The organism is Polymorphospora rubra, from assembly GCF_018324255.1.
Taxonomy (GTDB): Bacteria; Actinomycetota; Actinomycetes; order Mycobacteriales; family Micromonosporaceae; genus Polymorphospora; species Polymorphospora rubra.
Map to the genome: position 1 here is coordinate 2,563,057 of NZ_AP023359.1, position 25,314 is coordinate 2,588,370.

Sequence of the window (25,314 nt, forward strand, 5' to 3'; positions counted from 1 at the left end):
TGGCTGCCGGTCCGGCGGAGGCGGTCACGCGTGATCCCTCAACTCGTTGGAATCGACGTTCAGTCGATCGGCCGGCAGCTTGCCGGGTCGGCAGGCTGGACCGTCTCGGAGGGCGACACGTCCGGCGTGCTCGTCGGCGCCGTGGGCGTGGGCGTGGGGGTGGCGCCGACCGTGGGCGTACCGCTCGGCGACGGCGAACTGTCGGGCGACGGGGACGCGGTCGCCGAGGTCGTCGGCTCCTCCGTCATCTCCGGCGTCGGGGTGGGGGTCGGGCTGGGCGCACAGAGCGGCTTCAGGTTGGGGTTGGTCGGTACGTCGTCGGTCAGCTCGGCGAGCCTGCGCCGGGCGTCCGGCTCGTCCGCGGCCTGGATCCCCTGCTTCACCTGCTCCTGCGCGGCGGCGGTCAGCTCGTCGAGACCGGTGGTGCTGGTCTGGTGGACGCTGGAGAGGTTGAGGCCGGCGATCTGCCCCGGCACTCCGCGAAAGACCGCGAGCTGCCCCTCTTCGGTGGCGCCGACGTAGTACTGCCGCTGGGTGTAGTCCCAGCCGAACCAGAGGCCGCCGCCGAGGATGCCGAGCAGTACGACCAGCAGCAGCGCGGTGCGGACCGGGTGCCGCCGGGGACGTTCGGCGTCGTCTTCGTTGCCGGCCGGGTCGGGGCCGGACTCCGGGCCCGCCGCACGGGGAGCGGCGAGCGCGGCGGAGGCGCGGCCGGCCGGTGTCGAGACGTCGGCCGAGGTCGCCATGCCACGGTCGCGGGCGGCGGCGCCGCCGACGATCGGCGCGGCCTCGAGAATGTCCTGGTCGGTGGCGTCGGCGATGATGACCGTGATGTTGTCCGGGCCACCGCCACGCAACGCGAGCTGGACCAGCCGCTCGACGCACTGGGCCGGATCAGCGTATTCCCGCATCGTCTCGGCGATGGTCTCGGCGCTCACCACGCCCGACAGGCCGTCGCTGCAGATCAGATAGCGGTCACCGGGAAGGACCTGGCGTACGGAGTATTCGGGGTCGACGTCGCGTCCGTCGAGCGCCCGGGTCAGCAGCGAGCGCTGCGGGTGGCTGCTCGCCTCCTCGAGGGTGATGCGTCCCTCGTCGACCAGCATCTGGACGTAGGTGTCGTCCTTGGTGATCTGGGCGAACTCGCCGTCCCGAAGGAGGTAGGCGCGGGAGTCGCCGATGTGGACCATGCCGATCTTGCTGCCCGAGAAGAGGGTCGCTGTCAGCGTGGTGCCCATGCCCTCCATCTGGGGGTTGGCGTCGACCGTCTCACGCAGTTGCTGGTTGGCGGAGTCGACGGCTGACCGCAGGGCATCGACGAGGGCGTCACCGGGGACGTCTTCGTCAAGCGGGGCCATCGCACCGATGACAATGTTGCTGGCGACGTCACCGGCGGCCATGCCGCCCATGCCGTCGGCGACGGCGAGCAGCCGCGGGCCGGCGTAGACGGAATCCTGGTTTCCGTCTCGGATCAGACCGCGGTCGCTGTGTGCCGCATAACGCAGGGTCAGAGTCATGGCCGTAATTCGAGAGAAGTGCGGCCGATCCGAATCGGCACGCCGAGGGGGACGGGGGTTGGTCCGGTGACCTTATCGCGATCGAGGTAGGTCCCGTTAGTCGAGCCGAGATCTTCGACGAACCACTGCCCGGCGCGCGGCACGAGGCGGGCGTGCCGCGCGGAGGCATAGTCGTCGGTGATCACCAGGGTCGAATCCTCGGCACGGCCGATAGTGATTTGGGATTCACCCAGGGTTATTCGGGTGCCGGCGAGTTGACCGGCGGTAACCACCAACTGGTGGGCGGCCCGTCCCCGTTTCACCTTCGCCGGCCTCGCCGCCGCCTGGCTGGTCGACGCGCCGACCCCCCGTGGCGCGGCGACCAGGCGGCTGGACCGCGATCCGGCGAAGAGGTCCCGGCGGATCACCCCGACGACCGTGAACACGAAGATCCACAGAAGGATGATGAACCCGAACCGGGCGGTGGTGATGACGAAAGGGGGCAAGGTCCTTAGCCGTCCACTCGGAACGTGAGGGTGGTCGTTCCGAGCTGGATCATGTCACCCGGGTTGAGGGCCACGGCGGATACACGCTGACCGTTGACCATCGTCCCGTTGGTCGATCCGAGATCGGTCAGGACCACCTGGCCGCCGTCGAAGTCGAGCCGGGCGTGGCGCCGGGAGATGCCGACGTCGGGCAGCCGCAGGCTGGCCTGGTCGCCCCGGCCGATCACGGTCGAGCCCATCTGGAGGGGATAGGTGCGGCCGTCACCGGACACGAGCCGGATGTTGCGCCCGCCGGCACCGTGCCCGGGCGGCTGGCCGTAGCCACCCCCCTGGTCGTACGGCGGGTAGCCCTGCTGCTGCGGCGGCGCGTCGTAGGACTGCTGCGGCACCGGGGCCACCTCGCCGCCGGTGTAGACCTCGGCGGTCACCCGGAACATGCCGGTGTCCAGGCCGTCGCCGCGCTCGATCTCGACGATCACGTCGCCGTAGACCGTCCAGGCCTGCTCGCCGATGAACTCGGCCTGTGACTGCGCCAGTTCCTGGGCGAGTGCGGCAGCGTAGGGCGCGAGGCGGCTGTGGTCGTAGGGCGAGAGATCGATCACGTAGCGGTTGGGCACGAGGGCGCGCCCACCGGCCAGGATCGCCTTGTGCGCCTCAGCCTCCCGCTGCATGGCGTTGAGGATCTCCACGGGGTGGACGACCCCCTTGAACACCTTCGCGAAGGCCCCCTCAACCAGGCCTTCAAGACGCTTCTCGAAGCGTTGCAGCACGCTCACCGGCTCCTCCTCGGGTTCCGAGGACATGATGGTATCCGGCCGAGGCACATGGAGTCCGCATGCCGATCGACCGCTCGCAGCCGGCCTGTCCTTGGGGGCCGGATTTGCCGTGCTATTGTTCCCAGGCGCCGCGAGCGGCAACCAGCCGGGAACCCTCAGCTGTGAGGATCCACCCGCAACGGGGAACTCTCTCGCGACGCACCAGGGGACAGCGTAATATGTCTCGGCAGCCGCCGAAGGGCGGGTTCGGGACAGGATCACGACGTGTCCCGATGGGGAAGTGGCGGAATGGCAGACGCGCACGGTTCAGGTCCGTGTGCCCGAAAGGGCGTGGGGGTTCAACTCCCCCCTTCCCCACCATGATGGAGGGCTCCGCACCATGCGGGGCCCTTCCTTCATATTTGGGTCGATTCGGCTGGGCGTTATGCTCCGGTGACCTTCAAAACATTCCACCCCGACTTCTGGAGTGACGTGTGACTGTCGCGCTCGTGACCGGATCCGGCGGTCTGATCGGCTCGGAGGCGGTGCGGCACTTCGCCGGGCTGGGCCTCGACGTGGTCGGCATCGACAATGACATGCGCCGGGAGTTCTTCGGCGCCGAGGCGTCCACCGCCTGGAACGTGTCGCGGCTGACCAGCGAGCTCGGTACGGCGTACACGCACCACGGTGCCGACATCCGGGACCGCGACGCGCTGGCGGAGATCTTCCGGCGGTACGGCCGCGACATCGCGGTCGTGATCCACACGGCGGCCCAGCCGTCGCACGACTGGGCGGTACGGGACCCGTTCACCGACTTCGACGTCAACGCCGGCGGGACCCTCAACGTCCTGCAGAACGTACGCGAGCACTGCATCGAGGCCCCGTTCATCCACTGCTCGACCAACAAGGTGTACGGCGACCGGCCGAACTCGCTGCCGCTGGTCGAGCAGGAGACCCGCTGGGAGATCGAGCCGGGTCACCCGTACGAGGCGGGGATCAAGGAGGACATGTCCATCGACGCGTGCCTCCACTCGGTCTTCGGCGCGTCGAAGGTCGCCGCCGACGTGATGGTGCAGGAGTACGGCCGCTACTTCGGCATGAAGACCGCCTGCTTCCGGGGCGGCACGCTGACCGGGCCGGCCCACTCGGCGACCGAACTGCACGGTTTCCTGGGGTACGTCATGCGCTGCAACATGGAGCGCCGTACGTACAAGATCTTCGGCTACAAGGGCAAGATGGTCCGCGACGCGATCCACAGCCACGACGTGGTGGCCGCGTTCGAGGCGTTCTTCCGGGCGCCCCGGTCGGCCGCGGTCTACAACCTGGGCGGTGGCCGGCACTCGAACACCTCGCACCTCGAGGCGTTCGCCACCGCCGAGAAGATCACCGGGATCGAGATGGTCACCGAATACCACGAGGCCAACCGGATCGGCGATCATCAGTGGTGGATCGGCTCGAACGAGGCCTTCCAGGCCGACTACCCGCACTGGAAGCAGGTCTACGACGTGCCGATGATCCTCCAGGAGATCTACCAGGCCAACGTCGACAAGTGGGTGCCGAAGGCATGAGCGAGCGAATCAGTCGGCTCAGGTCGTCACGTGACGACCGCAAGCGGCGCGGGCAGGAATCATGATCGCCAAGGGCAAGAAGAACGTGCTCGGCGTTCTGGTCGACGCCACCGACTACGAGGCGGCGACCGAGCAGGTCGTCGCCGCCGCCCACGAGCGTCGACCGCTGGCGCTGACCGCGCTGGCCGTGCATGGTGTCATGACCGGGGTGCTCGACAAGGCGCACAACGCCCGGCTCAACTCCTTCGACCTGGTGACCCCGGACGGCCAGCCGGTGCGTTGGGCGCTCAACCTGCTGCACGGTGCCGGGTTGACCGACCGGGTCTACGGGCCGCAGCTGACGCTGCGGGTGCTGGAGCGGTGTGCGGCGGACGGGCTGCCGGTCTATCTGTACGGTTCGACCGACGAGACGCTGGCCCGGCTGGTGCCGGCGCTGGAGCGGATGTTTCCCGCGCTGAAGCTGGCCGGGGTCGAGGCGTCGAAGTTCCGGGCGGTCGAGCCGGGCGAGGACGCGCAGATCGCCGACCGGATCCGGTCGTCGGGTGCCCGACTGCTCCTGGTCGGCCTGGGGTGCCCCCGGCAGGAGGTGTTCGCGTACGCGATGCGTCCGCTGCTCGACATGCCGCTGATGGCGGTCGGGGCGGCGTTCGACTATCACGCCGGGTTGCTGCGTAATCCGCCGCCGTGGATGCAGCGGGCCGGACTGGAGTGGCTGTGGCGGCTCGGCCTGGAGCCGAAGCGGCTGTGGCGGCGCTACGTCATCCTCAACCCGGCCTACCTGAGCCGGTTGGCCGCGCAGAAGACCCGGATCTGGAAGGCCACTCCGCCGCCGCCGGCGACCGAGCGGCCGACCACCTTCGCGGTCTGACTCCCGACCATCACTCGGCCGGTGGATCAAACCGGCCCGGGCGATGGGCTGGCATGTAGGAATGCGCTTTCCTATGCTGTCCGCATGAGGATCGACGAGGCGCTCACTCCCGCTGCCCTGCTACCCAAGATCGAGAAATTGTGGGAGGCGTCCGCCCACAAGATCGACTCAATCGAGAAGACGTCCCCTCCGGGTTCGCCCTCACCGGTGTTCACCGTCGAGGGGCGCTACACCGCACGCGGCTGGACCGAGTGGACCCAGGGCTTCCAGTACGGCTCGGCGGTGCTCCAGTTCGACGCCACCGGTGACCAGCGCTTCCTCGACTCCGCCCGGGAGTCGACCGTGGCTCTCATGGCCAGCCACGTCAGCCACATCGGCGTGCACGACCACGGCTTCAACAACGTCAGCACGTACGGCAACCTGTGGCGGCTGATGGCCGAGGGCCGGATCCCGCACGACCCGCGGGAGCGGGACTTCTACGAACTCGCCCTCAAGCTGACCGGCGCCGTGCAGGCCGCCCGCTGGCGCGACACGATCGACGGCACCGGCTACATCTACTCGTTCAACGGGCCGCAGTCGCTCTTCGTCGACACGATCCGGTCCTGCCGGGCGCTGTCCGTGTCGCACCTGCTCGGCCACGTCCTGATGGGCGAACGCGACGAACGGATCTCGCTGCTCGGCCGGCTGATCGAGCACGCCGTCAACACCGCCCGGTGGAACGTGTTCTACGGCGAGGGCCGGGACAGCTACGACGTACGCGGCCGGACCGCCCACGAGTCGGTTTTCAACACCAACGACGGCAGCTTCCGCTGCCCCAGCTCACAGCAGGGCTACTCGCCGTTCAGCACCTGGACCCGGGGCCTGGCCTGGGCGATGGTCGGGTTCCCCGAGCAGCTGGAGTTCCTGGCCCTGGTCGACGACGCCGAACTCGAGCCGTACGGCGGCCGTGGGCAGGTCGAGCAGATCTTCCTCAAGGCGGCGCTGGCCACCTGCGACTTCTACCTGGAGAACACCCCGGTCGACGGCATCCCGTACTGGGACACCGGGGCGCCCGGCCTGGTCCACCTCGGTGACTACCTCGCCGTACCGGCCGACCCGTACAACGCGCACGAGCCGGTCGACTCGTCGGCCGCCGCGATCGGGGCACAGGGTCTGCTGCGGCTCGGCCGCTACCTGACCGGTGCCGGCCGCGAGGCCGAGGGCCAGCGCTACTGGCAGGCCGGGCTGACCGTGGCCGACACCCTGTTCGGCGAGCCCTACCTGAGCACCGACCCTGACCACCAGGGCCTGATCCTGCACTCGGTCTACCACCGGCCGAACGGGTGGGACCACGTGCCGGCGGGCCAGCGGGTGCCGAACGGCGAGTCGAGCATGTGGGGCGACTACCACGCCCGTGAGCTGGCCCTCTACCTCCAGCGGGTGGCGCGCGACGAGCCGTACTACACGTTCTTCGGCCCGGCCGGTGCGACCACCGGGGGCGCCCGGTGAGCCGGGCGGCGATCGTCACCGGCGGCTCGCGCGGCATCGGGCGCGGCATCGTCCGGTCGCTCGCCGGTGCCGGCTACGACGTGGTGGTCAACTACGCCAGCAACGCCGACGCGGCCAAGGAGGTCGGCGCCGAGGTCGAGGCGTTGGGTCAGCGGGCCCACCTGGTGCAGGCGGACGTCTCGGTCACCGCCGACCGGCAGAAGCTGGTCGACGAGGCCATCGCCGCGTTCGGCCGGCTCGACCTGCTGGTCAGCAACGCCGGGGTGGCCCCGAACGTACGCGCCGACATGCTCGAGGCCGGCGAGGAGTCGTTCGACCGGCTGATCCGGATCAACCTCAAGGGCCCGTACTTCCTGGCCCAGACCGCGGCCCGGAAGATGATCGAGCAGATCGAGGCCGGCGTGGTCACCAACCCGAAAATCGTGATCGTGTCGTCGATCAGCACCTACACGGCGAGCGTGAACCGGGGCGACTACTGCGTCTCCAAGGCCGGTCTGGGCATGGTCGCGCAGCTCTTCGCGGCCCGGCTGGCCGAGCACGGCATCAACGTCTACGAGATCCGGCCGGGCATCATCGAGACCGACATGACCGGTGGGGTCAAGGAGAAGTACGACGACCTGATCTTCAATCAGGGCATCACCCCGATCCGCCGCTGGGGGCAGCCGGACGACGTGGGGCGCGCCGTGGTGGCCGTCGCGACCGACCTGCTGCCATTCAGCACCGGCCAGGTCATCGACGTCGACGGCGGGTTCCACCTGCGTACGCTATGACCGCTGACGACAGGGGCCCCGGCGCATCGCGCCGGGGCCCTCGCCGTGGATCCGACTAGAGCGTCAGGGTCCAGGTGTTGATGTAGCCGGTGTCGGAGCTGTAGACGTCACGGACCTGGAGCCGCCAGGTGCCGTTGGCCGCCTCCGACGACAGGTTGACCGTGTACGTCGTGTTGACGTTGTCGGCACTGTCGAAGGCGCTGCTGTTCTTCAGCCGGTACGACGAGCCGTCCGGCGCCAGCAGGTCGATGACCAGGTCACCGCGGTAGGTGTGGACGATGTTCACGGCCACCCGGGAGGTCGCCGAGGCGTTGCGGTTGCAGCCGCTGATCACGATGCTGCTGGTCACCGCCGAACCGGCGTCCGGGATCGCCACGTCGGTGCCGTTGGTGCCGGAGCATCCGCCACCGGTGCCGGTCACCGTGAGGGTGTAGGTCGCCGACCGGGTGCCGGCCGCACCGGTGCCGTTGACCGAGACGGTGTACGTCCCGGACGGGGTGCTCGCCGTGGTGGCGATGGTCAGCGTCGAGGAGCCGCCGGAGGTGACGCTGGTCGGGCTGAACGAGGCGGTCGCCCCGCTGGGCAGGCCGCTGGCCGACAGGCTGACCGCCTGCGGCGAGCCGGCCGTGGTGGCGGTGGAGACGGTGGCGGTCACCGAGCCGCCCGCCACGACCGAGCCGGCGGTCGGCGCGACGGACACCGAGAAGTTGTTCGTCGGCGGGGTGGTGGTGCCGCCGACGAAGAGCAGCCGGTTCGGGGTGCCGGTGCCGACGTTGGTGACCACGTTCGGGGTGGACGTGTTCACCAGTTCGTCGCGGACCTGCTGTGGGGTCCAGGTCGGGTTCTGCGACAGGATCAGCGCGGCCGCGCCCGCGACGTGCGGGGAGGCCATCGAGGTGCCGCTGATCGAGTTCGTGGCGCTGTCGTTGGTGTGCCACGCCGACGGGATGCTCACGCCGGGCGCGAGGATGTCGACGCAGGTGCCGAAGTTGGAGAAGCTCGCGGCGGCGTCGTTGCTCTGGGTGGCACCGACGGTGATGGCGTCGGGAACCCGGGCCGGCGAGTAGTTGCAGGCGTTCTGGCGCTGGCCGAAGATGTTGCCGTTGCCGGCGGCCACGACGTAGGTGATGCCCTCGTCGATCGAGTTCTGGACCGCCAGGTCGACCGAGCTGTCGGCGGGGCCGCCGAGGCTCATGTTCGCCACGGCCGGCAGGACCGCGTTCGCGGTCACCCAGTCGATGCCGTCGATGACCCCGGCGTAGGTGCCGTTGCCGCTGCAGTCGAGCACCCGTACGCCGACGATCTGCACGTCCTTGGCGACGCCGTACGAGGTGCCGCCGACGGTGCCGGCGACGTGGGTGCCGTGGCCGTTGCAGTCGTCGGCCGTCCCGCCGTCGACCGCGTCGTAGCCGCTGCTGGCCTGGTTGAAGTCGTTGTGGCTGGTGCGCACACCGGTGTCGATGACATAGGCGCGGACGCCGCTGCCCTCGGCCGGATAGGTGTACGAGCTGTTCAGCGGCAGGTTGGGCTGGTCGATCCGGTCGAGGCCCCAGGACGGCGGGTTGGGCTGGGTGCCGGCCAGTGAGACCGTGTGGTTCTGCTCGACGAACGCCACCGACGGGTGGGCCGCGAGGCGGGCCGCCGCCCTGGCGTCGATCCTGGCCTCGAAGCCGCGCAGGGCCGAGCTGTACGTACGGGCGATCGAGCCGCCGTACTGGCTGGCCAGGCTGCTGGCCGTGGTGTCGACGCTGGCGCGGCTGACCGCGCTGTCCTTGAGCACGACGATGTAGCTGTCCGCGACCGCGGTGGCGCCGCCCGCGCTGCGGATGGTCCCGGTGGGCTCCGCGGCGAGCGCCGGCGTGGCGGCCGCGATGGCGGTCAGCGCGGCTACGCCGACCAGAACGGTTCTACGTGGGAGATTCATCTCCCGTCCTCCCCTCCGACCGGCCCGAACCGTCCGCTCGCTGGTGACGAGGGATCAGTGACGACCGATCAAGGTGAGGTTATGGAACCAGGTAACCATAACGATAGATGTCGAAATTTATATATCACTGTGCGATGCCCCTTACGGGGCGTCCATCGGGGCCTTACCGGGAGCATGCCCTGATTCGCCGACGGCCGATCCGGGAAAAACTGATCGTCGTGAACATCGAGCTCGCGATCCTGCTCGCCGTCGCCGCCGTCTGGCTCACCGCCGGCCTGGTCGCCGACGGACTCCCGGACGCCGGCACCGCCCGTGGCCTGCGTCGCCGTACCGCGTTGCTCGTGATGTTGGCCGGGACGGGCGTCGCCGCCATGGCGGGCGTCGCGGCCGTCGCCCTGTCCACCACCGACGCCGCCGCCGACCAGGCGCTGCGGGCCCTGGCCCTGCCGGCCCTACCGGCGGCCGTGGTGGCCGTGGCCACCACCCGCCGGCTGGTCCGGCTGCACCGCGGGGCGCGGGCCTTCGCCAGCGCGCCGCACACCCCGGCCCCGCCGGCACTACGGGCCGCCGCGGCCCATCCACTGCTCGCGATGCCCCTTCAGGTCGCCGGGCTGCTCACGCTGCCCGCGACGGTCACCGCAGCCGGCCTCGCCGAACTGACTGGGCCGACGATGCTCGGGCTGGTTCTCACGGTGGCGGTGCTGGCCGGGGCGACCATCGGGGTGCGGCACTCGCTGCGACACAACCGGCTCGCCACACGCGCCGTGACCGTGCTGCGGACGGGACGGGTGCCCACCGGGCCGGTACCGGCCCCGGTGTCGCGGCGGCCGGCGCGGTCAGCGCGGGCGTCCGGCGTCCTGTAGGTACAGCAGTTCGATGACCGACCGGGTGGCCTCGAACCAGCGGTCGAGCCACCCCGGATCCGGCAGGGTCCCCTTCGGCGGCAACTCCAGGAGCAGCCCACGCAGCAGCGGGTGGTCGGCCATCCGCTGGCCGGCCGGCTCGTCCCAGCCCGGCGGCGGAAAGACCGGATCGGAGAGACCGTCGAGGTCGAGCGGGGGAAGCTTCGGAGCCCGGTCGACGGCGGACATTCCGTTGCGCGGCGCGTCACCCTTCGCCGGCCCGTCGTCCGCCGGACCGCCGTCGCGCCGGCCACCCCGGTACGGCCCGGAGAACCGCTCCTGCGTCGTCCCTCCGTTACCCAGGTTGCTCTGCCCTAACGTCATGATGCTTCGCCTGCCTCACTCGGTGGCGTCCCCGCCGCGGGGGCGATCGGTGCTGCGGCGGGGTGGCCCGGCATCCGCCGCGCCATCTGTTACAACGACGCGGCGGGAAGCAGGCGACGGCGGTGATCGCGGTCGGCCGGATCAGCCGGAGACGAACCCGCCGCCCCGGGCACCGCCGACGAAGGCGGTCCACCGGCTCGGGTCGAAGACCAGCGCCGGGCCCGCCGGATCCTTGGAGTCCCGTACCGCGACCACGCCCGCCAGCTGGGCGACCTCGACGCAGTTGTCGCAGTTGGGGCCGCTGCGCGAACTCTTCCGCCACACCGCCCGGGTCAGGTCCACCCGGTACTCTTCGGTCTCGATCTCCACAATGGCTCCTCTGCAAGCTTGGCGATGGCGGCCACGGACTCCTCCGGACGCAGTGCCGCCGCGCGGATGTGGTCGAAGATGAAGACGTACTTGCGCAGTTCCTCGGCCTTCTCCAGGAAGAGCCCCCCGGTGGCGTTCTCGGCGTACACCACACCGGGGTCGCGCGCCTCGGCGAAGTCGAGGATCGTGAACGTACCGTCCATGCCGGCGTGCGCCCCCACCTCGAACGGCAGGATCTGCAACGTCACGTTCGGCAGGTCGGCGGCCTCGACGAGCCGCGCCAACTGGGCGCGCATCACCTCGTCGCCACCGACCGGACGGCTGACCACCGCCTCATCCAGCACCACCCACACTTCGATTGGATCGTCCTGTGTCAATAACGACTGGCGCTGGAGTCGGACGCGCACCCGCCGCTCGACCTCCTCGGCGGTGATGTCCGGACGGGCCGAACGGATCATCGCCTTCGCGTAGTCACCGGTCTGCAGCAACCCGGGGACCACCTGCTGCTCGTACGCCCGGACCGAGTGGGCCGCGGCCTCGAGACCGACGTACGCGCCGGTCAGGACGGTGCTGTACGGATGCCACCAGCCCTTCTGCCGGGCCTCCCTGGCGATCTGCACCAGTTCCTCGCCCTCGGGACCGACGACGCCGTAGATGGCGAGCATGTCCGCCACGTCGCGCGGGGTGGCACTGGTGTGTCCGGTCTCGATCCGGGAGATCTTCGACGAGGAGCAGTCGAGCCGTTCGGCGACCATCTCGATGGTCACCCCGGCATCCTCCCGACGCCGACGCAGCTCGGCGCCGAGCCGGCGACGCCGCACGGTCGGACTCCGGCGCTCAGTCACCGGACACGGTCCTCGACAGCACGCCCCAGTGTGTCGCCCGGCCGTACTGAAGAGCAACCGGAGGGGGTACCACCCAATCGAGGCACGGGTGAATCTGCACCTGCAACTTGCATGAATCATGCCATTCGTGCAGGCTGTCCGTACGGATCGCATCACTCAGAGTTCTGACGGAAGATCGCTCAAGTCCCACCGGACTCAAACGATCAACCTGTCCGAGGGCTGCGGCGTCCATCACTACGGCAAGACGGCACCACCACATTCGCGGTCAAAGCCTCGCCGCTGTAAGCCGAGCCGCTATGGCGGCGGGTGCGGGACCGGGCGGATGAGTACGTGGCCGGGTCGGCGCGAAGGCCGACACCGACGGGACAGTTGTCGGGCGCGGAGCGCCGATCCGGCCAATGCTTCACCCGTCACTGCCCGGGCGGGTGACCTGGTTTTCACCGCAAAGCGCGTCAAACAAGCTGTAAATGGTCCATAGTTGTCCCCGGACCGGACACGCAGCCTTCCAGACAGGAGTCGATGTGCTTCCCCGCTCCGGTGACGTCCTCCACGTGACCCGCGCGGCGAGCGTCCAGTTCGCCGAACCGATCCTCTTCCGGGTGATCCGGGTGCACGACTGGACCACGTACGACGGCTGGGCCTGGCTCGACGGCTACGAACTCAACGCCGCTGGCGACGCCGTGGAGCGCCGGTCGATCTTCGTCCAGCTGAGTGGGCTTCGTCAGCTCCGTCCCAACGCGGGCCCTCGGGGCAGGGTCGTGAAGCCGACCCCGGTGCGCACCGGCTGACCGGCCGGTGGGCGCGATCTGAGGGCGGTGGAATCCCGCCGTTCACCCCGGGCTGCGGCGCTGCCGGCATAGACTCGGCACACCCACCCAGCTCGTTTGATTTCTCGCCCGTGGCCCGGACCCCGAACCTGGGGGACGGCCATGCCCATCACCACACCAAGACGCCCGACGGTCGGGTCGCCACCGATCCCGCCAGGTCACCGCCGTCCGACCAGGACACTCGTGGCCACCGGCGTTCTGTTCGCCAGCCTGTCGGCAGCCGTACTGGCTGGCTCGGCTGCGGCTGCGGGCCAGGCCGGGTCGGCGCTTCGACTCCCGCCCGCGACCACGGCGACGCCGACCGCGTCCGGTCCGCCGACCACCGCGTCGCCGGGCCCCACCGGTGCTCCGTCACCGACCGTCGGGCCGCCCGACCCCACCGCGTCCACCTCCGCCGAACCGACCCCCACCGGTCCGTCGCCGTCCGGCACCCCCACACCCGCCCCGACCCGGTCGCCCTCACCGGACGTCGTACCGTCCGCGTCGGTGTCACCCTCCGACGGCCACGGCGGCGACGACGAACCGTCGCGGATCAGCGGGGTCACACCGTCGAACGCCGCCTGGCACGGAGCCGGCGCCGGGGAACGGGTCTCCGACTGGTCCACGCCGTCCGCCACGACACCACCCCGCGTACCGGCCGCCCCGGCGGCCGAACCCCCGTCACTCCGGCCCGCGGCGGCCGACCAGCGACCGACCGACCACCGGCACACCCTGGTCTATTCGGGGATCTTCGGTCTGGTCATCGCGACGACCGGCCTGGCGATGATCGGCTGGCGGCGCCAGCACTGGTGACCGGGCACTACCCGCCGGGCGTCACGGACGGGGTCGGGCTCCCGGTCGGCGGTGCCGTCGGCGCGGCAGCCTGCGCGATGACCAGGGTGACCTGTTCGTCCGGCGGAACCTCGGTGCCGACCCCCGGCTGTACCTCGATCACCGTTCCCGGTGGCTCGTCGGAGTCCCGGAACTCCAGCCCGTAGGTCAGCCCGAACTGGTCGAGCAGCTGCCGGGCGGCGTCCTCCGGCAGTCCCACGACAGGTGGCACCGCCACCATCTCCGGCTCGCTCGGGCTGGGGCTGGGGCTGGCACTGGTCGGCGCGGCCGAGGTCGGCGACGGTGACGGCGTCGGTGACCCGGTCGTAGCCGATGGCGACGGGGTGACCGGCGTCCTACCGTCGTCCGCCGACCGCAGGATCAGCCAGATACCGAACCCGAGTACGGCGAGCAGCAGCAACGCCACCACACCGACGACGATCGGCATCCACCAGCGGCGGGGTCCCGGGTCGGCGTCGTACCACCCGGTCTGCTCGGTCTGCTCGAACGGCTGGCCCGGGGCAGGACCGCGCGGAACGGCGCCGGGCGGCGGCACACCAGCCCGGCCGGACCACACGTCGCCCGCCCGGTCACCGTCGAGCGGCGCGGTCCGGTCGGCGCCGCCGGGCAACGGGGCGGTCCGGTCGGGACCGCCCGGCAGGGCGACGGTCCGGTCGGCGTCCGGGCCGGCTCCGTGGACGGCGGTGGCGTCCGGGCCGGCTCCGTGGACGGCGGTGGCGTCCGGGCCGGCTCCGTGGACGGCGGTGGCGTCCGGGCCGGCTCCGTGGACGGCGGTGGCGTCCGGGTCGCCGGGCTGCGCCGCACCTCTCGGACCTTCCGGGTCACCCGGCCCGTCGTCATCTGCGGTGACCGGGTCGAACGGACGGGTCTGGTCCGGTGCGCCGTCCGCCCGGTCCGGCGTACCCGCACCGTCACGTGGCTCGTCGGCCATCACACGTCCTCTCCACGTGGAACCCGTCCACGTGGATCCAACCTATCCGGCCGACCGGCTACCAGCGTCGACCGTGATCGCCGGTGCGTCCGGAGCCGACCGTTCAGCCGTCCTCGCCGTCGTCGTCGTCACCCGAGGACGACGGGCTGGGTCCTCCCGGCAGATTGCCGGGGCTGCAGGTGATGAGCACCGTCTGGCCCCGGCTGACCTGGACATCGGCCTCCGGGCTCTGCCGGGTGACCGTGCCCCGACCGATCAACAGGTTCGGCGGCCTGAGGCCGGCCTCCTCCAACTCCTCCACGGCCTCTGCACAATCCATACCGAGAACGTCCGGCATCGGTATCGACGAAGGCGGCTCGGACGACCGGGCCGACGGCGAGGGCGTGGGCGATTCGGTCGGCTTCTCCTGCTCGTCCGGTGACGTCGACTGACTCGACGTGGCCGAGGGCGTCGGACCCGGATTCGCGTTCGAGTCGCTCTCCGAACCGGCGACCGCCCAGCCTGCGCTCGCCCCGACCACGGCGAGCACCACCGTCAGCACCGCGGCCCCGGCCAGCATCGCCGGCCGTGACGACTCCTGCCGCGACCCGCCCGGAGCTCCCCAGGAACCGTTTCCGTCCGTCATGCCGACTTCCCGTCCATCATGCCGACCACTGTCTCTGCCGCACCGTCCGACGGCCTGATGATCCGTCGCCACGATGATCCGGCGCAATCGATGCTCCGCCGATCCGGAACCCGACCGTTCCGAGTGTGCAAGACGGGTGCGACCACGACCAACCTGGGACAGCCGTTCGAGGTCGGTCGGCCGACCGAAAGGCGTACCGACGACTCGCCCCACTGGCGGCCGAACGATACGCTGCCCCGCATGGCCGTACGAGGCTGGGGAGGCCCGATCGCCACGGCGATCGGCAGTGCCGCGGGCGCCGGTGCCGCGCAGCTGGGTCTGGGCTACGGCCTCGGCATCATCACCTGGCTTCCGACGACCGGAGCCGGCGGCGATGCGGGCTGGGTCGCGAGCCTGGCCTGGGCGGCGTGGATCGCCGCGACTTCGACGATCATCGGCGCGATCTGTGCCGAGCGGCTCAGCACGCCGCCCGGTGACCGGCTCGCCGAAGAAGATCATGTGACGCTCGCCACCACCCTGTGGCGGGTCGTGATCGCCGTCGCGGCCGCGGTCGGGGCGCTGGTCACGGTCGCGCTCGTGGCCGTACCGGCCCGGGCGGCCACCAGGGCCGACACCTTCTCGCCCCAGACCATCGCGGCCGGCTACGCCGTCGTCGGTGTCGTCGGCGGCCTGCTGGTCGCGATCTGGGCACTGGCCTCGCGGGCCGTGGCCCGCAACGTCGTCGCCACCGTCGGGTGGCTCTGGCTGCTCGCCGTGATCGCCGTGGTCGACGGTGTGCTGTCCGGGCGGGGGCTGACCAGTGCCCAACTCGGTGTCTGGCAGATCACCAACGACAGCGAGCGGTTCTGGATCCGCGACTACTTCTACTGGCCGGGTGCGGTGCTGGCCCTGGGCTCGGCCCTGGTGATCGGGGTGCTCGCCGCCTGGCGCTCGGCACGGTCGGCCCGCACCCGGGTCGGCACCGCCGTTTCCGGTGGCCTCGGCCCGCTGCTGGTCGCCGCCGCCTACTTCCTCGCCGCGCCCCGGCTGTCCGGCATCCAGGCCGAGCAATTGTCCGCGCACCTGCTCGCGCCGTACGCGGTGATCGCCGGCCTCGCCGGGTCGGTGCTGGTGACCGCGCTGGCCCAGCGGGGCGAAAGCCGCCGCCGCGCGACGGCCGCCCCCGGCTCCCACGGCGAGCCGCCGACCGAGGCGGAGCCGGGTACGGTGCCGGCCCAGCCCGTCGCCGCCGAAGTCGACCGGACCGATGCCGGTCCGATCCCGTCGGCACCGGCGGCAAAGGGAGCCGCCGCACCGGTCCCGACCGGCCGACCGGCACCGCCCCCGGAACCGCTCGACGCGCCGACGCCGGCGAAGACCGCCGCGGTGGAGGACACGCCCGACCTCACGAAGCCGCCCGCCCCGGCCAAGAGCACCCGGTCGACGAAGCGGGCCGCGCCTTCGCCCCGGGCGGCCAAGGCGGCGAAACCGGCCGCTGCCCCGAAGGCGACCGCTTCAGCCAAGCCGGCCAAGGCGAGCGCACCGGTGCCGCCGCCGAGTTCGCCCGACGGACCGGGCAGCCCAGACCCTGACCTCGAAGAAGACGCGTACGCCCCGGCGCGGGCGTACGTCTCGGAGACGTCCGGCGCTGCGACCGCCGCGCCGGCGGCCGGTTCGGCCGGTGGCGCTCCGGCACAGCCGCTGTGGCCGGCGGGCACGCTGCCCGGCGACGACCCGCAACCGGCACCCGAAACGGAGTCGAAGGCGATGAGCAGGCTGCGCCGGCTCGGCCGCCGTTCGCGCTGACCACCACGCCACCGCGTCCCGTCCCACGGGCGCAGGCGGTCAGTCGATCGGCCAGGTGTGGACGGGCTCGTTGGTGTGTTGAAGGTCGCCGTAGCACTGGAGCATGTAGCGCAGCGCGGCCGGCCGGTCCATCCCCCGCTGGTGTTCGGCCGCCCACACCGCCTCGGCCTGCCATACCGCCCCGTTGCGGCCGGTACGGCAACGCTGCTCGATGATGCCGAGCAGCCGGTCACGGTGCGTACGGTCGACCCCGAACCGGTCCAGTCCCGCGTACGCCTTGGGTAGCAGGACCTCCAGCACCAGTTCGGTGACCGGGGTCTCGCCCAGCCCGGGCCACTGGACGGTCGATGCGATGCCCCGGCGCGCGGCGGCGTGGAAGTTCTCCTCGGCGGTGGCGAACGGCAGTTGGCTCCAGATCGGACGGTCGGCCTCGGCCAGTTCGCGGGACAGCCCGAGATAGAAGGCCGCGTTGGCCAGCATGTCGACGACGGTGGGCCCGGCCGGCAGCACCCGGTTCTCGACCCGCAGGTGTGGGCGGCCGTTCATGATGTCGTAGACCGGCCGGTTCCACCGGTAGATGGTGCCGTTGTGCAGCCGGAGTTCGCTGAGCCGCGGTACGCCGCCGTCGTGCAGCACCTCGACCGGATCCTCGTCGTCGCAGATCGGCAACAGCGGCGGAAAGTAGCGGACGTTCTCCTCGAACAGGTCGAAGATCGAGGTGATCCACCGTTCACCGAACCACACCCGGGGTCGTACGCCCTGGGCCTTGAGTTCGTCGGGTCGGGTGTCGGTGGCCTGTTCAAAAAGGGCGATGCGGGTCTCGGCCCAGAGTTGCCGGCCGTACAGGAACGGGGAGTTCGCCCCGACCGCGACCTGGACGCCGGCTATCGCCTGGGAGGCGTTCCAGTAGTTCGCGAAGCTGTCCGGTGCCACCTGGAGGTGGAACTGGACGCTGGTGCACGCCGCCTCCGGCGCGATCGAGTCGGTGTGCGTGCTCAGTCGCTCGACGCCACGGATGTCGAGCTGGAGATCCTCGCCACGGGCGGCGACGATCTGGTCGTTGAGCGCCCGGTAACGCTCGTTACTGGAGAGGTTGTCGAGCACGAGGTGCTGCGGGGTCAGGGTGGGCAGCATCCCGATCAGAATGATGGTCGAGTCGGCCTTGACCGCCCGGTCCTCGGCCCGGCCGAGGCTGTCCTGCAGGTCAATCTCGTAGTCGGCGAAGCCGTCGCCCTCGATGAGCCGTGGTCGGGCGTTGAGTTCGAGGTTGAATTGCCCGAGTTCGGTCTGGAAAGTGGGATCGGCGAGGTTTGCCAGGATCTCCGCGTTGCGCATCGCGGGGTCGGCATTGGCGTCGACCAGGTTGAGTTCGATCTCGAGCCCGGTGGTGGGGCGGTCGGCATCGAATCCGAAGTCGTCAAGCATCAACGCAAAGACATCCAGACATCGGCGAACTTTCCGCCGATATCGGACGCGATCCTCGCGCGAAAATGCGCCCGGTGTGAGGTCCCTGCCCATGTGCCCTCCCCGGCGCAGAGCTTGCCCAGCGCGATCACGTGTCCGCATGCCCATCCAACCGCGCGACTAACTGATTCTGGTGAAGCACCAATCGCGCAGAGTAGGGGACAAAACAGGCACACGTCACCCCTGTGTAAGCGGGGGGAAGCGCTACGTCCACCTTTTCATACGCTGATCGACTCTCCTACCCACAGAAGCGCCCCGGTGACCGTGGGCACGATCACCGGGGCGCTTCTGGACGGTGCGGAGGATCAGGCCTGGCGAATGGCCTCGCCCTCGATCTCGATCTTGACCTTCTTGCCGACCATCACGCCACCCGACTCCAGGGCGACGTTCCAGGTCAGACCGAAGTCCTCCCGGTCGATCTCGGTGGCGGCGGAGAAACCGAAGACGTCGAAACCGTACGGGCTGCGACCGGCACCCTCGAACTCGACGGCCAGCTCGACCTGGCGGGTGACGTCCTTGATGGTGAGGTCGCCGGTGAGGACGAACTCGTTGCCGCTGTGCGACTTCACGCCGGTGCTGCGGAACTCCAGCGTCGGGTACTTGTCGGCCTCGAGGAAGTCGCCGGTGCGCAGGTGGTTGTCGCGGTCAGCCTGGCCGGTGCTGATGCTCGCGGCCTGGATCGTGGCGACGACGGAGGACTCCAGCGGGTTCTCGCCGATCGTCACCGTCGCCGTCGCCTCGGTGAACTCACCACGAACCTTGCTCACCATGAGGTGCCGGGCGACGAAGCCGACCCGCTTGTGGGCCTGGTCGAGCTCGAAGGTGCCGGCGGTCGGGATGGTCAGGCCGTCCCAGGAGCGGGTGTTCGTGTCGGTGGTCATGGTCGTTTGCCCTCCAGGAGCAGATCGGGTCTTGAGCCGTTGGCTGACTCAGCAACTATAGTCGTCTCAATATTCCGCGTGTCAAGTATTGCTAGGATGGGGCCGTGACCGAGAACCCGCTGGACGATTTCCGGCTGACCGCGATGGGCCTCTTCATGGAGGCGTACGCCGGTCTGGCGACGCGGTTCGCGACCCAGTTCGAGGAACACGACCTCTCCCCGGTCGAGTTCGAGGTGCTCATGCGCCTCGCCAGATCGCCCGGTCACCAGCTCAGAATGACCGATCTCGCCGCCCAGACCACGCTGTCGACCAGCGGCGTCACCCGCGTGGTCGACCGGATGGAACGTGACGGGCTGCTCTGCCGGCGGGCCTGCCCCTCCGACCGGCGCAGCTCCTACGCCGCCGTCACCGACGCCGGACTCGCCCGGCTGCACGAGGTCCTGCCGGGCCACCTCGAACTGATCCGCCAGTGGTTCACCGGGCAACTCAGCCCGGAGGCGCTCGACAGCATGCTCGACTCGCTGCGCGCCGTACGGGACGCGGTGCACCCCGGCGCGACCGCCGGCACGGCCGAGGGCAGCTCCTGCCCGGACTCCACGGGCTAGATCCGACCACCGGCAGAAAGACCGGCAGAACTGATCGGGGCACACCTCAAACACCTAGCAAGTCGACAAAGCACGCGTATCAGCCAACTAAAGTGCACCGCACACAGACACCACGGGGGGTGCGACGCGGGCGCGGGAGCCGACGGCTCCGCTGGGGGGCGAATCCGCCCGCGTCAACCGGGGGCGTGTCGATGACCGGTGCCGGCCGTCTTTCGGCCGGCCGGCGCCGGTCGTCCGCGCCGACCCGTACGTCCCCGCTCCCGGCTCACTGGCTACCGGCCGGCGCACCGGTACGCCGCTGGGCGGACGGCACCGCGCCGGAGGACCTGATCAGCACCCGCTCCCCCGGCAGCAGGGTGATACCGCCCTCGACACAGACGGCGGCCAACCGGTCGCGTACCGCCGTCCGCTCCGGCGGGTCGTCGGTCGTGGCGACCAGCCCCACCAGGGCCTCGGCCACATCCCGCAGATCATGGCCGCTGGCGTACGTCCGCGCGGCCACCGCGTACCACTCGGCGGCCAACTCCCGGTCGCCGCGCCGCAGCGCCATGGTGGCCTCGATCGAGGCGCAGGCCCCGTACCCCGGTGGCAGCTCCCTGATCGCCGACGGATCCGGTTCGTCCGCCGGGCAGGGCTCCGCCACCGCACCCGCCGGTCGGGCCCGCAACTCCGCCAGCACCGCCGCCGCCTCGTCGAGCCGGCCGTCCTGGGCCAGCGCCAACCCCACTGTGCCGAGCACCCGGCGCCGGTGCCCGGGGTCGCCGAGGTCGGCCAGGGCCGCACTGGCCCGCCGGCCCAGGGTCACCGCGTCGGCGTACCGGCCGTCGAGGCGGGCGACCTCGGCAAGGTTTGCCACAGTCAGTGCCCGGAGCCGGTCGTCGCCGCACTGGGCGGCCAACTGGTCGACGGCGGCCAGCCGGCGCCGGGCCGCCCGCAGGTCACCGACCCGGATCTCGTGCCAGGTCAGGTTGTTCTGCGCCACCGCCATGTCCCGTACCCGGCTGGTGCGGCTGGCCAGGGCGAGCACCGCCTCGCCGTGGCGACGGGCCCGGTCGTAGCCGCCCGCGGCCGTCCACACCCGACAGAGGATGGTGTGGGCGGCCAACTCCCCGGCCACGTCGCCGAGTCGCTGGAACGTGGCCAGTGCCTCCTCGACCGCCGGCAGCTCCTGCCGGCCGGCGTGGTGCTCGGCGGCGAGCTGCCCGAGCCCGACCTTCGCCCAGGCGCGGGTCGTCGGGTCGGCGTCGGACGTACGCGGATCGTCGAGGACCCGGCGCAGCCACTGCCGGCCGGCGACGTCGCGGCCCCGGAACCGCCACCAGCGCGGCAGCCGGGAGGCGAGGAAGAGCGCGGTGTGCGGGTCGTCGTTCGCCGAGTGGGCGAGCGCGGCCGACAGGTCACTGCTCACCTCGTCGAGCCGGCCGACCCCGGCCGGCAGGTTGGCCCCGGTGAGTTCCCCGGCGATCCGGCCGGCCAGCCGGGCGAAGATCATCGCGTGCCGGCGCCGGATGGGCGTCGTCTCGCCCACGGCCGCCGCCTGCTCGACGGCGAAATCCCGCACGACGTCGAGCAGCCGGAACCGGTACGGACCGGAGCCCCGGACGCTGAGCAGGCCGAGCGCCACCAGCCGGTCGAGCAGCGGTACCTGGTCGGAGGTGCCGACGGGGTCGCCGTCCGGGCCGGGTACGTCGGCCAGCATCGCCTCCGCCAGTTCGACCGACCAGCGGTTGCGGAACATCGAAAGCCGGCGCAGCGCCGCCTGTTCTCCGGGCTCGAGCAGGCGGTAGCTGGCGGCCACCGCATCGCGCAGGTTGACCGCGACCGCCTCCCGGGTGGCCGGCCGGCTGGCCAGGTCGAGCACCCGGTCGCCGTACCGGTCGAGCATCTCGTTGAGGTCGAGGACGCGGCCCCGGGCGGCGGCGAGTTCGAGGGCGAGCGGCAGTCCGCCGAGGCGCCGTACGAGGTCGGCAAGGGCACTGACCTCGCCGGGGTCGAGCGGGTCCCGGCGTACCTGGCGGAGCCGGGCCAGGAACAGCGCCGCCGCCGGATAGCGGGCGACCGAGGCCAGGTCGGCACCGGCTTCGGCCGGCGGCACCTCCAGTGGTGCGACCGGCCAGACCCGCTCGCCGGGTACGCCGACCGGATGCCGGCCGGTGGCGAGGATCCGCAGCGTGGGCGCGGACGCGGCGAGCGACCGGAGGATCTCGGCGACCGCGTCGGGGGCCCGTTCGACGGCGTCCACGACCAGCAGCGCCTGGGCACCGGCGAGCCGGGCGGCGAGGTCCGCCGACCGGCCGACGCCGAAAACGGTGGCGATCGCGGCGAGTACCTCGCCGGCCGAGGACTCTTCGGTGATCACTATCCCGGCCACGCCCCCGGGGTGGGCGGCACCGAGGCGTGCGCCGACGGCCAGGGCCAGCCCGGTCTTGCCGACGCCGGCGAGGCCGACCAGGTTGACGATGCCCGCCGCCGGGCCGGCGGTGATCAGGTCGGCGATCTCGGCGACATCGGCGTCCCGACCGATCAGCTGCACGGGGGCGGGCAGGCCGAAGGTGCGCGGTGCGGTGTCGGCGACCGCCGGCGCCGCGCCCGGGGTGCCGGCGGCCGGTTCGGCGGCGGCCGCACCGACCGGAAGCGCGGTGGCACCGCGGGCGGCGACCAGGAACGCGTCCCGGTCGGATCCGGTCAGCCCGAGCGCGGTGCCGAGCAGTGCCACGGTGGTGCGCTGGGGCCGGGACGACCGGCCGCGTTCGAGGTCACGGACCGTGCGTACGCCGATGCCGGCGCGGGCGGCCAGGTCGGCCTGGGTCAGTCCGGCGGCGAGCCGACGCTGGCGCAGCAACTCGTCGAAACCGGCGCCGCCCTCGTCACGGCCCTGGGCGGACGGATCGGTCGACTGCTCGCTCGGGTCGCAGTCGTCATGATCCGACAGCGTCATGGGTCGAGAGGGTACGCAGTGCCCGGAGCCTGTGGAGCCAAGCGTCGCGGTGCCGACCGGAACTGACGCGGATACCCGACAGAAGGTTGACGAAGATGGTTGGCCGAGTCAGCGTTTGACGGTTTCCCCGGTCGTGGTGCGGGCTCCGTCGACATGTTCCGCCCCGGCGGAGCCAGGTGCCGCCGGGCCTGCGGGCGACGGTGCAGTTGCCCGCCCGACCGCGACCTTCCGGTCCCCGCCGCTTCCGGCCAGCGCCACCGCCGGGGTCACCGTACGGTCGGCGAACAGCCGCTCGTGCAGGCGGCGCAGCGGCGCCGGTGCCCACCAGTTCCACTCGCCGAGCAGGCTCATCAGCGCGGGTAGCAGCAGTCCCCGTACGACGGTGACGTCGAGGATCACGGCGACCGCCATGCCGAAGCCGATCTCCTTGACCGCGGTCAGTTCGCCGAGCAGGAAGCCGAGGAACACGATCGTGATGCAGACCGCGGCGGCCGTCACCACCGGGCCGGTGTGCCGGATGCCGTCCAGCACGGCCCGGTCGCTGGCCTTGGCACGCGCTTCCGGAGTGTGCCGGCCGGACCAGCGGGTCCACTCCTCCCGGATCCGGCCGAGCAGGAACACCTCGTAGTCCATGGTCAGGCCGAAGATGAAGACGAAGAGCAGGATCGGTGTGGTCAGGTCGATGGCACCCCACGACTCGACGCCGATCAGCGGGGCGCCGATCCCCCACTGGAAGACGACGACCAGCAGGCCGAGGGTGGCGAGCAGGGTGAGCACGTTCATCAGCAGCGCCTTGACCGGGATCACCACCGAGCCGGTCAGGGCGAACAGCAGTACGGCGGTGGCCAGCAGCAGCACCAGCACGGCCAGCGGCAGCCGGGACGTCACCGACGACTGGTAGTCGACGAGTTCGGCGGCGGGCCCGCCGACCAGGATCGGGAACGGGGCGTCGAGGTCGCGGATCGCGCGTACGACCTCACGTGACTGCGGGCCGCCGGTCTCCCCCTCCGGGGTCACGTCGATCACCGCGGCGTTGCCCGGCACGTCCGGCCGGGGCTGCATCCGGATCACGTTCGGCATGGTGTTGAGCTGGTTCAGCAGGTCACGTACGGCGGCGGTGGCCGGATCGGTTTCGACGACCACGACGACCGGCGCGGCGCGGCCGGCCTGGAAGTCGCGTAGCACCACGTCGTGCACCTGCCGGGCCTCCATCGACGCGGGCAGCGCCCGGGCGTCGGAGTTGGCGAGGTTGGCACCGAAGACGAACGGGGCGGCGAGCAGGAGCAGCAGCACGGAGACGCCGATCGCCACCGGCTTCGGCCGGCGCTGGGCGTAGCCGGCCAGCCGGGCGAGCAGCCCGTCGGTGGTGGGCGCGGCCGGCCCGCCCCGGCGGCCCGCACCGGGAGTACGCCGGCCGGTGAGGCGGCGCAGCGGCGCGGTGACCGCGGCGACCGTTCGGTTGATCCGGTTGTCGGCCCCGGAGACGGGGATGCGCCGGTGAGCGACGGCGATCAGGGCCGGCACCGCGGTGAGCCCAACCAGGGTCGCGAGCACGACGACCAGCGCGCCGCCGAGCGCCATCGCGGCGAGCAGCGGCTCGGCGAAGGCGAAGAGCCCGACCATGGCAGCGCCGACGGCGAGCCCGGAGACGAGTACCGCCCGACCGGCGGTGGCGGTCGTCCGGGCCAACAGCTCCGCCGGTGGCGCGTCGGGGTCGGCGGCACGTTCCTCGCGGAACCGGGCGATCAGCAGCAGTGCGTAGTCGACGGCGAGCCCGATGCCGAGCAGCGTGACGACGTTGACGGCGAACTCGCTGACCTGCATGACGGTGGCCAGGCCGAGCAGGCCGAGCAGCGTGACGGCGACCGCGCCGAGTGCGGCGGCCAGCGGGATCACGCCGGCGACGAACCCGCCGAGGATGACGACCAGCGCGACGAGCAGCACGACGAGGGCGATCGACTCGCCGATCGTGGCGTCGCGGATGGCCTGGTCGGCGAAGGCCCGCTCGGCGAGCTTCTCACCGCCGACCAGCACCTCGGGCGCGTCGATGCCGCGCAGCAGGGTGACGACCCGGTCTTCGAGCCGCTCGCGTTCGGCGTCCGGCAGTTCGTCGGCGAGTTCGACGACGACCAGGCTGCTGGAATTGTCGGCGCCGATCTGGCCGCCGGCCGAGTTGTAGACGTCGTCGACCTCGATCACGCCGGGCAGATCACGGATCTCGTTCGTGATCCGGGTGACGCTCTCGACCAGCGGCGGGTCGTAGATCTCCCGGTCGCGTACGACCGCGACGACGGTGCTGCCCTCCGGCAGCAGTTCCTTGACCCGCCGCTCGGTCCGCTGCGACTCGGCGTCGGCACGCAGGTTGTCGGTCGCGCCGAGCCGGTCGAAGACCTGGCCGCCGAGGACGGCGCCGGCCAGGACGAGGACGAGCCAACCGCCCAGGACGGGCCAGCGCCAGCGCCACATCAACCGTCCGAGAGCAGCGAACATGACCGGGTTCCTCCGTGGCGACACCGCGCCGGCGTACGTCGCCTGCGCACCCGGGGGACGCGACGCCCGCGTCACCCCGGGTGATGGAAGCACCAAACCGGTCGGCTCCGCCAGTCAGCTTT

22 protein-coding genes and 1 tRNA gene are annotated in these 25,314 nt (G+C 71.3%); 10 read left to right on the plus strand and 13 right to left on the minus strand.

Features of this window, described 5'->3' with window-relative positions; genetic code table 11:
- Window positions 1-59: 59 nt before the first annotated feature.
- Genes Prubr_RS11860 through Prubr_RS11870 form a run of 3 tightly spaced genes read right to left on the minus strand, consistent with a single transcriptional unit; the run spans window position 60 to window position 2,805 of the window.
- Window positions 60-1,517 carry a PP2C family protein-serine/threonine phosphatase gene (locus Prubr_RS11860; RefSeq protein WP_212824856.1) on the minus strand — a complete coding sequence of 486 codons (1,458 nt, stop codon included), beginning with the start codon at window positions 1,515-1,517 and terminating at the stop codon, window positions 60-62.
- A complete protein-coding gene (locus tag Prubr_RS11865; RefSeq protein WP_212824857.1) occupies window positions 1,514-2,002 on the minus strand; it encodes an FHA domain-containing protein FhaB/FipA in 489 nt (162 codons plus the stop codon). The genes Prubr_RS11860 and Prubr_RS11865 overlap by 4 nt, the downstream gene beginning before the upstream one ends.
- Window positions 2,003-2,007: 5 nt before the next feature.
- Complete coding sequence (locus Prubr_RS11870; RefSeq protein WP_212824858.1) at window positions 2,008-2,805, minus strand: FHA domain-containing protein; 798 nt, start codon at window positions 2,803-2,805, stop codon at window positions 2,008-2,010.
- A gap of 247 nt (window positions 2,806-3,052) precedes the next feature.
- On the opposite strand from Prubr_RS11870, the gene Prubr_RS11875 reads away from it, so the two are divergent.
- From Prubr_RS11875 to Prubr_RS11895, 5 genes are all read left to right on the plus strand, one after another.
- Window positions 3,053-3,138: transfer RNA gene (locus Prubr_RS11875), tRNA-Leu, on the plus strand.
- A 113-nt stretch (window positions 3,139-3,251) separates the two neighbouring features.
- Window positions 3,252-4,325: an NAD-dependent epimerase/dehydratase family protein gene (locus tag Prubr_RS11880; RefSeq protein WP_212824859.1), complete on the plus strand. Its 1,074-nt coding sequence runs from the start codon at window positions 3,252-3,254 to the stop codon at window positions 4,323-4,325.
- A 61-nt stretch (window positions 4,326-4,386) separates the two neighbouring features.
- Complete coding sequence (locus tag Prubr_RS11885; protein WP_212824860.1) at window positions 4,387-5,193, plus strand: WecB/TagA/CpsF family glycosyltransferase; 807 nt, start codon at window positions 4,387-4,389, stop codon at window positions 5,191-5,193.
- A gap of 84 nt (window positions 5,194-5,277) precedes the next feature.
- Entirely contained in the window at window positions 5,278-6,681 is a 1,404-nt protein-coding gene (locus Prubr_RS11890; protein ID WP_212824861.1) for a hypothetical protein, read from the plus strand.
- Complete coding sequence (locus tag Prubr_RS11895; RefSeq protein WP_212824863.1) at window positions 6,678-7,451, plus strand: 3-ketoacyl-ACP reductase; 774 nt, start codon at window positions 6,678-6,680, stop codon at window positions 7,449-7,451. The genes Prubr_RS11890 and Prubr_RS11895 overlap by 4 nt, the downstream gene beginning before the upstream one ends.
- 55 nt (window positions 7,452-7,506) lie before the next feature.
- Here the strand turns inward: Prubr_RS11895 and Prubr_RS11900 are convergent, their stop codons facing one another.
- Window positions 7,507-9,375 (minus strand): S8 family peptidase, encoded by a 1,869-nt coding sequence (locus Prubr_RS11900; protein WP_212824866.1) that lies wholly within the window; start codon window positions 9,373-9,375, stop codon window positions 7,507-7,509.
- Window positions 9,376-9,593: 218 nt separating this feature from the next.
- Between Prubr_RS11900 and Prubr_RS11905 the strand changes: the two genes are divergently transcribed.
- Entirely contained in the window at window positions 9,594-10,238 is a 645-nt protein-coding gene (locus tag Prubr_RS11905; RefSeq protein WP_246568592.1) for a hypothetical protein, read from the plus strand.
- Here Prubr_RS11905 and Prubr_RS11910 read toward each other — a convergent pair.
- The 3 genes from Prubr_RS11910 to Prubr_RS11920 form a co-directional block, all read right to left on the minus strand.
- Window positions 10,212-10,604 carry a hypothetical protein gene (locus Prubr_RS11910; RefSeq protein WP_212827925.1) on the minus strand — a complete coding sequence of 131 codons (393 nt, stop codon included), beginning with the start codon at window positions 10,602-10,604 and terminating at the stop codon, window positions 10,212-10,214. The two genes, Prubr_RS11905 and Prubr_RS11910, sit on opposite strands and share 27 nt — an antisense overlap.
- Before the next feature lie 138 nt (window positions 10,605-10,742).
- Window positions 10,743-10,970 carry a DUF397 domain-containing protein gene (locus Prubr_RS11915; protein ID WP_425518008.1) on the minus strand — a complete coding sequence of 76 codons (228 nt, stop codon included), beginning with the start codon at window positions 10,968-10,970 and terminating at the stop codon, window positions 10,743-10,745.
- Window positions 10,934-11,815 (minus strand): helix-turn-helix domain-containing protein, encoded by an 882-nt coding sequence (locus Prubr_RS11920; RefSeq protein ID WP_212824868.1) that lies wholly within the window; start codon window positions 11,813-11,815, stop codon window positions 10,934-10,936. Before Prubr_RS11920 ends, Prubr_RS11915 begins: the two co-directional genes overlap by 37 nt.
- A gap of 521 nt (window positions 11,816-12,336) precedes the next feature.
- Here Prubr_RS11920 and Prubr_RS11925 point away from each other — a divergent pair.
- Together Prubr_RS11925 and Prubr_RS11930 are read left to right on the plus strand one after the other, a co-directional pair.
- On the plus strand, window positions 12,337-12,603 hold the full coding sequence (locus Prubr_RS11925; RefSeq protein WP_212824870.1) for a hypothetical protein: 267 nt from the start codon (window positions 12,337-12,339) through the stop codon (window positions 12,601-12,603).
- A gap of 525 nt (window positions 12,604-13,128) precedes the next feature.
- Complete coding sequence (locus Prubr_RS11930) at window positions 13,129-13,434, plus strand: hypothetical protein (protein ID WP_212824872.1); 306 nt, start codon at window positions 13,129-13,131, stop codon at window positions 13,432-13,434.
- Window positions 13,435-13,441: 7 nt separating this feature from the next.
- Here Prubr_RS11930 and Prubr_RS11935 read toward each other — a convergent pair whose 3' ends face one another.
- A complete protein-coding gene (locus Prubr_RS11935; RefSeq protein WP_212824874.1) occupies window positions 13,442-14,404 on the minus strand; it encodes a PASTA domain-containing protein in 963 nt (320 codons plus the stop codon).
- 103 nt (window positions 14,405-14,507) lie between these two features.
- The gene (locus Prubr_RS11940; RefSeq protein ID WP_212824876.1) at window positions 14,508-15,029 is read right to left on the minus strand and encodes a PASTA domain-containing protein; all 522 of its coding nucleotides are present in this window, start codon (window positions 15,027-15,029) and stop codon (window positions 14,508-14,510) included.
- A gap of 240 nt (window positions 15,030-15,269) precedes the next feature.
- On the opposite strand from Prubr_RS11940, the gene Prubr_RS11945 reads away from it, so the two are divergent.
- Window positions 15,270-16,814 (plus strand): hypothetical protein, encoded by a 1,545-nt coding sequence (locus Prubr_RS11945; protein ID WP_212824878.1) that lies wholly within the window; start codon window positions 15,270-15,272, stop codon window positions 16,812-16,814.
- A 39-nt stretch (window positions 16,815-16,853) separates the two neighbouring features.
- Here the strand turns inward: Prubr_RS11945 and Prubr_RS11950 are convergent, their stop codons facing one another.
- Window positions 16,854-18,332 carry a glutamate-cysteine ligase family protein gene (locus Prubr_RS11950; RefSeq protein ID WP_212824880.1) on the minus strand — a complete coding sequence of 493 codons (1,479 nt, stop codon included), beginning with the start codon at window positions 18,330-18,332 and terminating at the stop codon, window positions 16,854-16,856.
- 251 nt (window positions 18,333-18,583) lie between these two features.
- Window positions 18,584-19,159, minus strand: a complete 576-nt coding sequence (locus Prubr_RS11955; protein ID WP_212824882.1) for a YceI family protein — start codon at window positions 19,157-19,159, stop codon at window positions 18,584-18,586.
- Window positions 19,160-19,263: 104 nt separating this feature from the next.
- On the opposite strand from Prubr_RS11955, the gene Prubr_RS11960 reads away from it, so the two are divergent.
- On the plus strand, window positions 19,264-19,764 hold the full coding sequence (locus Prubr_RS11960) for a MarR family winged helix-turn-helix transcriptional regulator (RefSeq protein WP_212824884.1): 501 nt from the start codon (window positions 19,264-19,266) through the stop codon (window positions 19,762-19,764).
- 265 nt (window positions 19,765-20,029) lie between these two features.
- Here the strand turns inward: Prubr_RS11960 and Prubr_RS11965 are convergent, their stop codons facing one another.
- Window positions 20,030-22,702, minus strand: a complete 2,673-nt coding sequence (locus Prubr_RS11965) for an ATP-binding protein (RefSeq protein WP_212824885.1) — start codon at window positions 22,700-22,702, stop codon at window positions 20,030-20,032.
- Between the two features lie 108 nt (window positions 22,703-22,810).
- Entirely contained in the window at window positions 22,811-25,192 is a 2,382-nt protein-coding gene (locus Prubr_RS11970; protein WP_246568594.1) for an MMPL family transporter, read from the minus strand.
- Window positions 25,193-25,314: the final 122 nt, after the last annotated feature.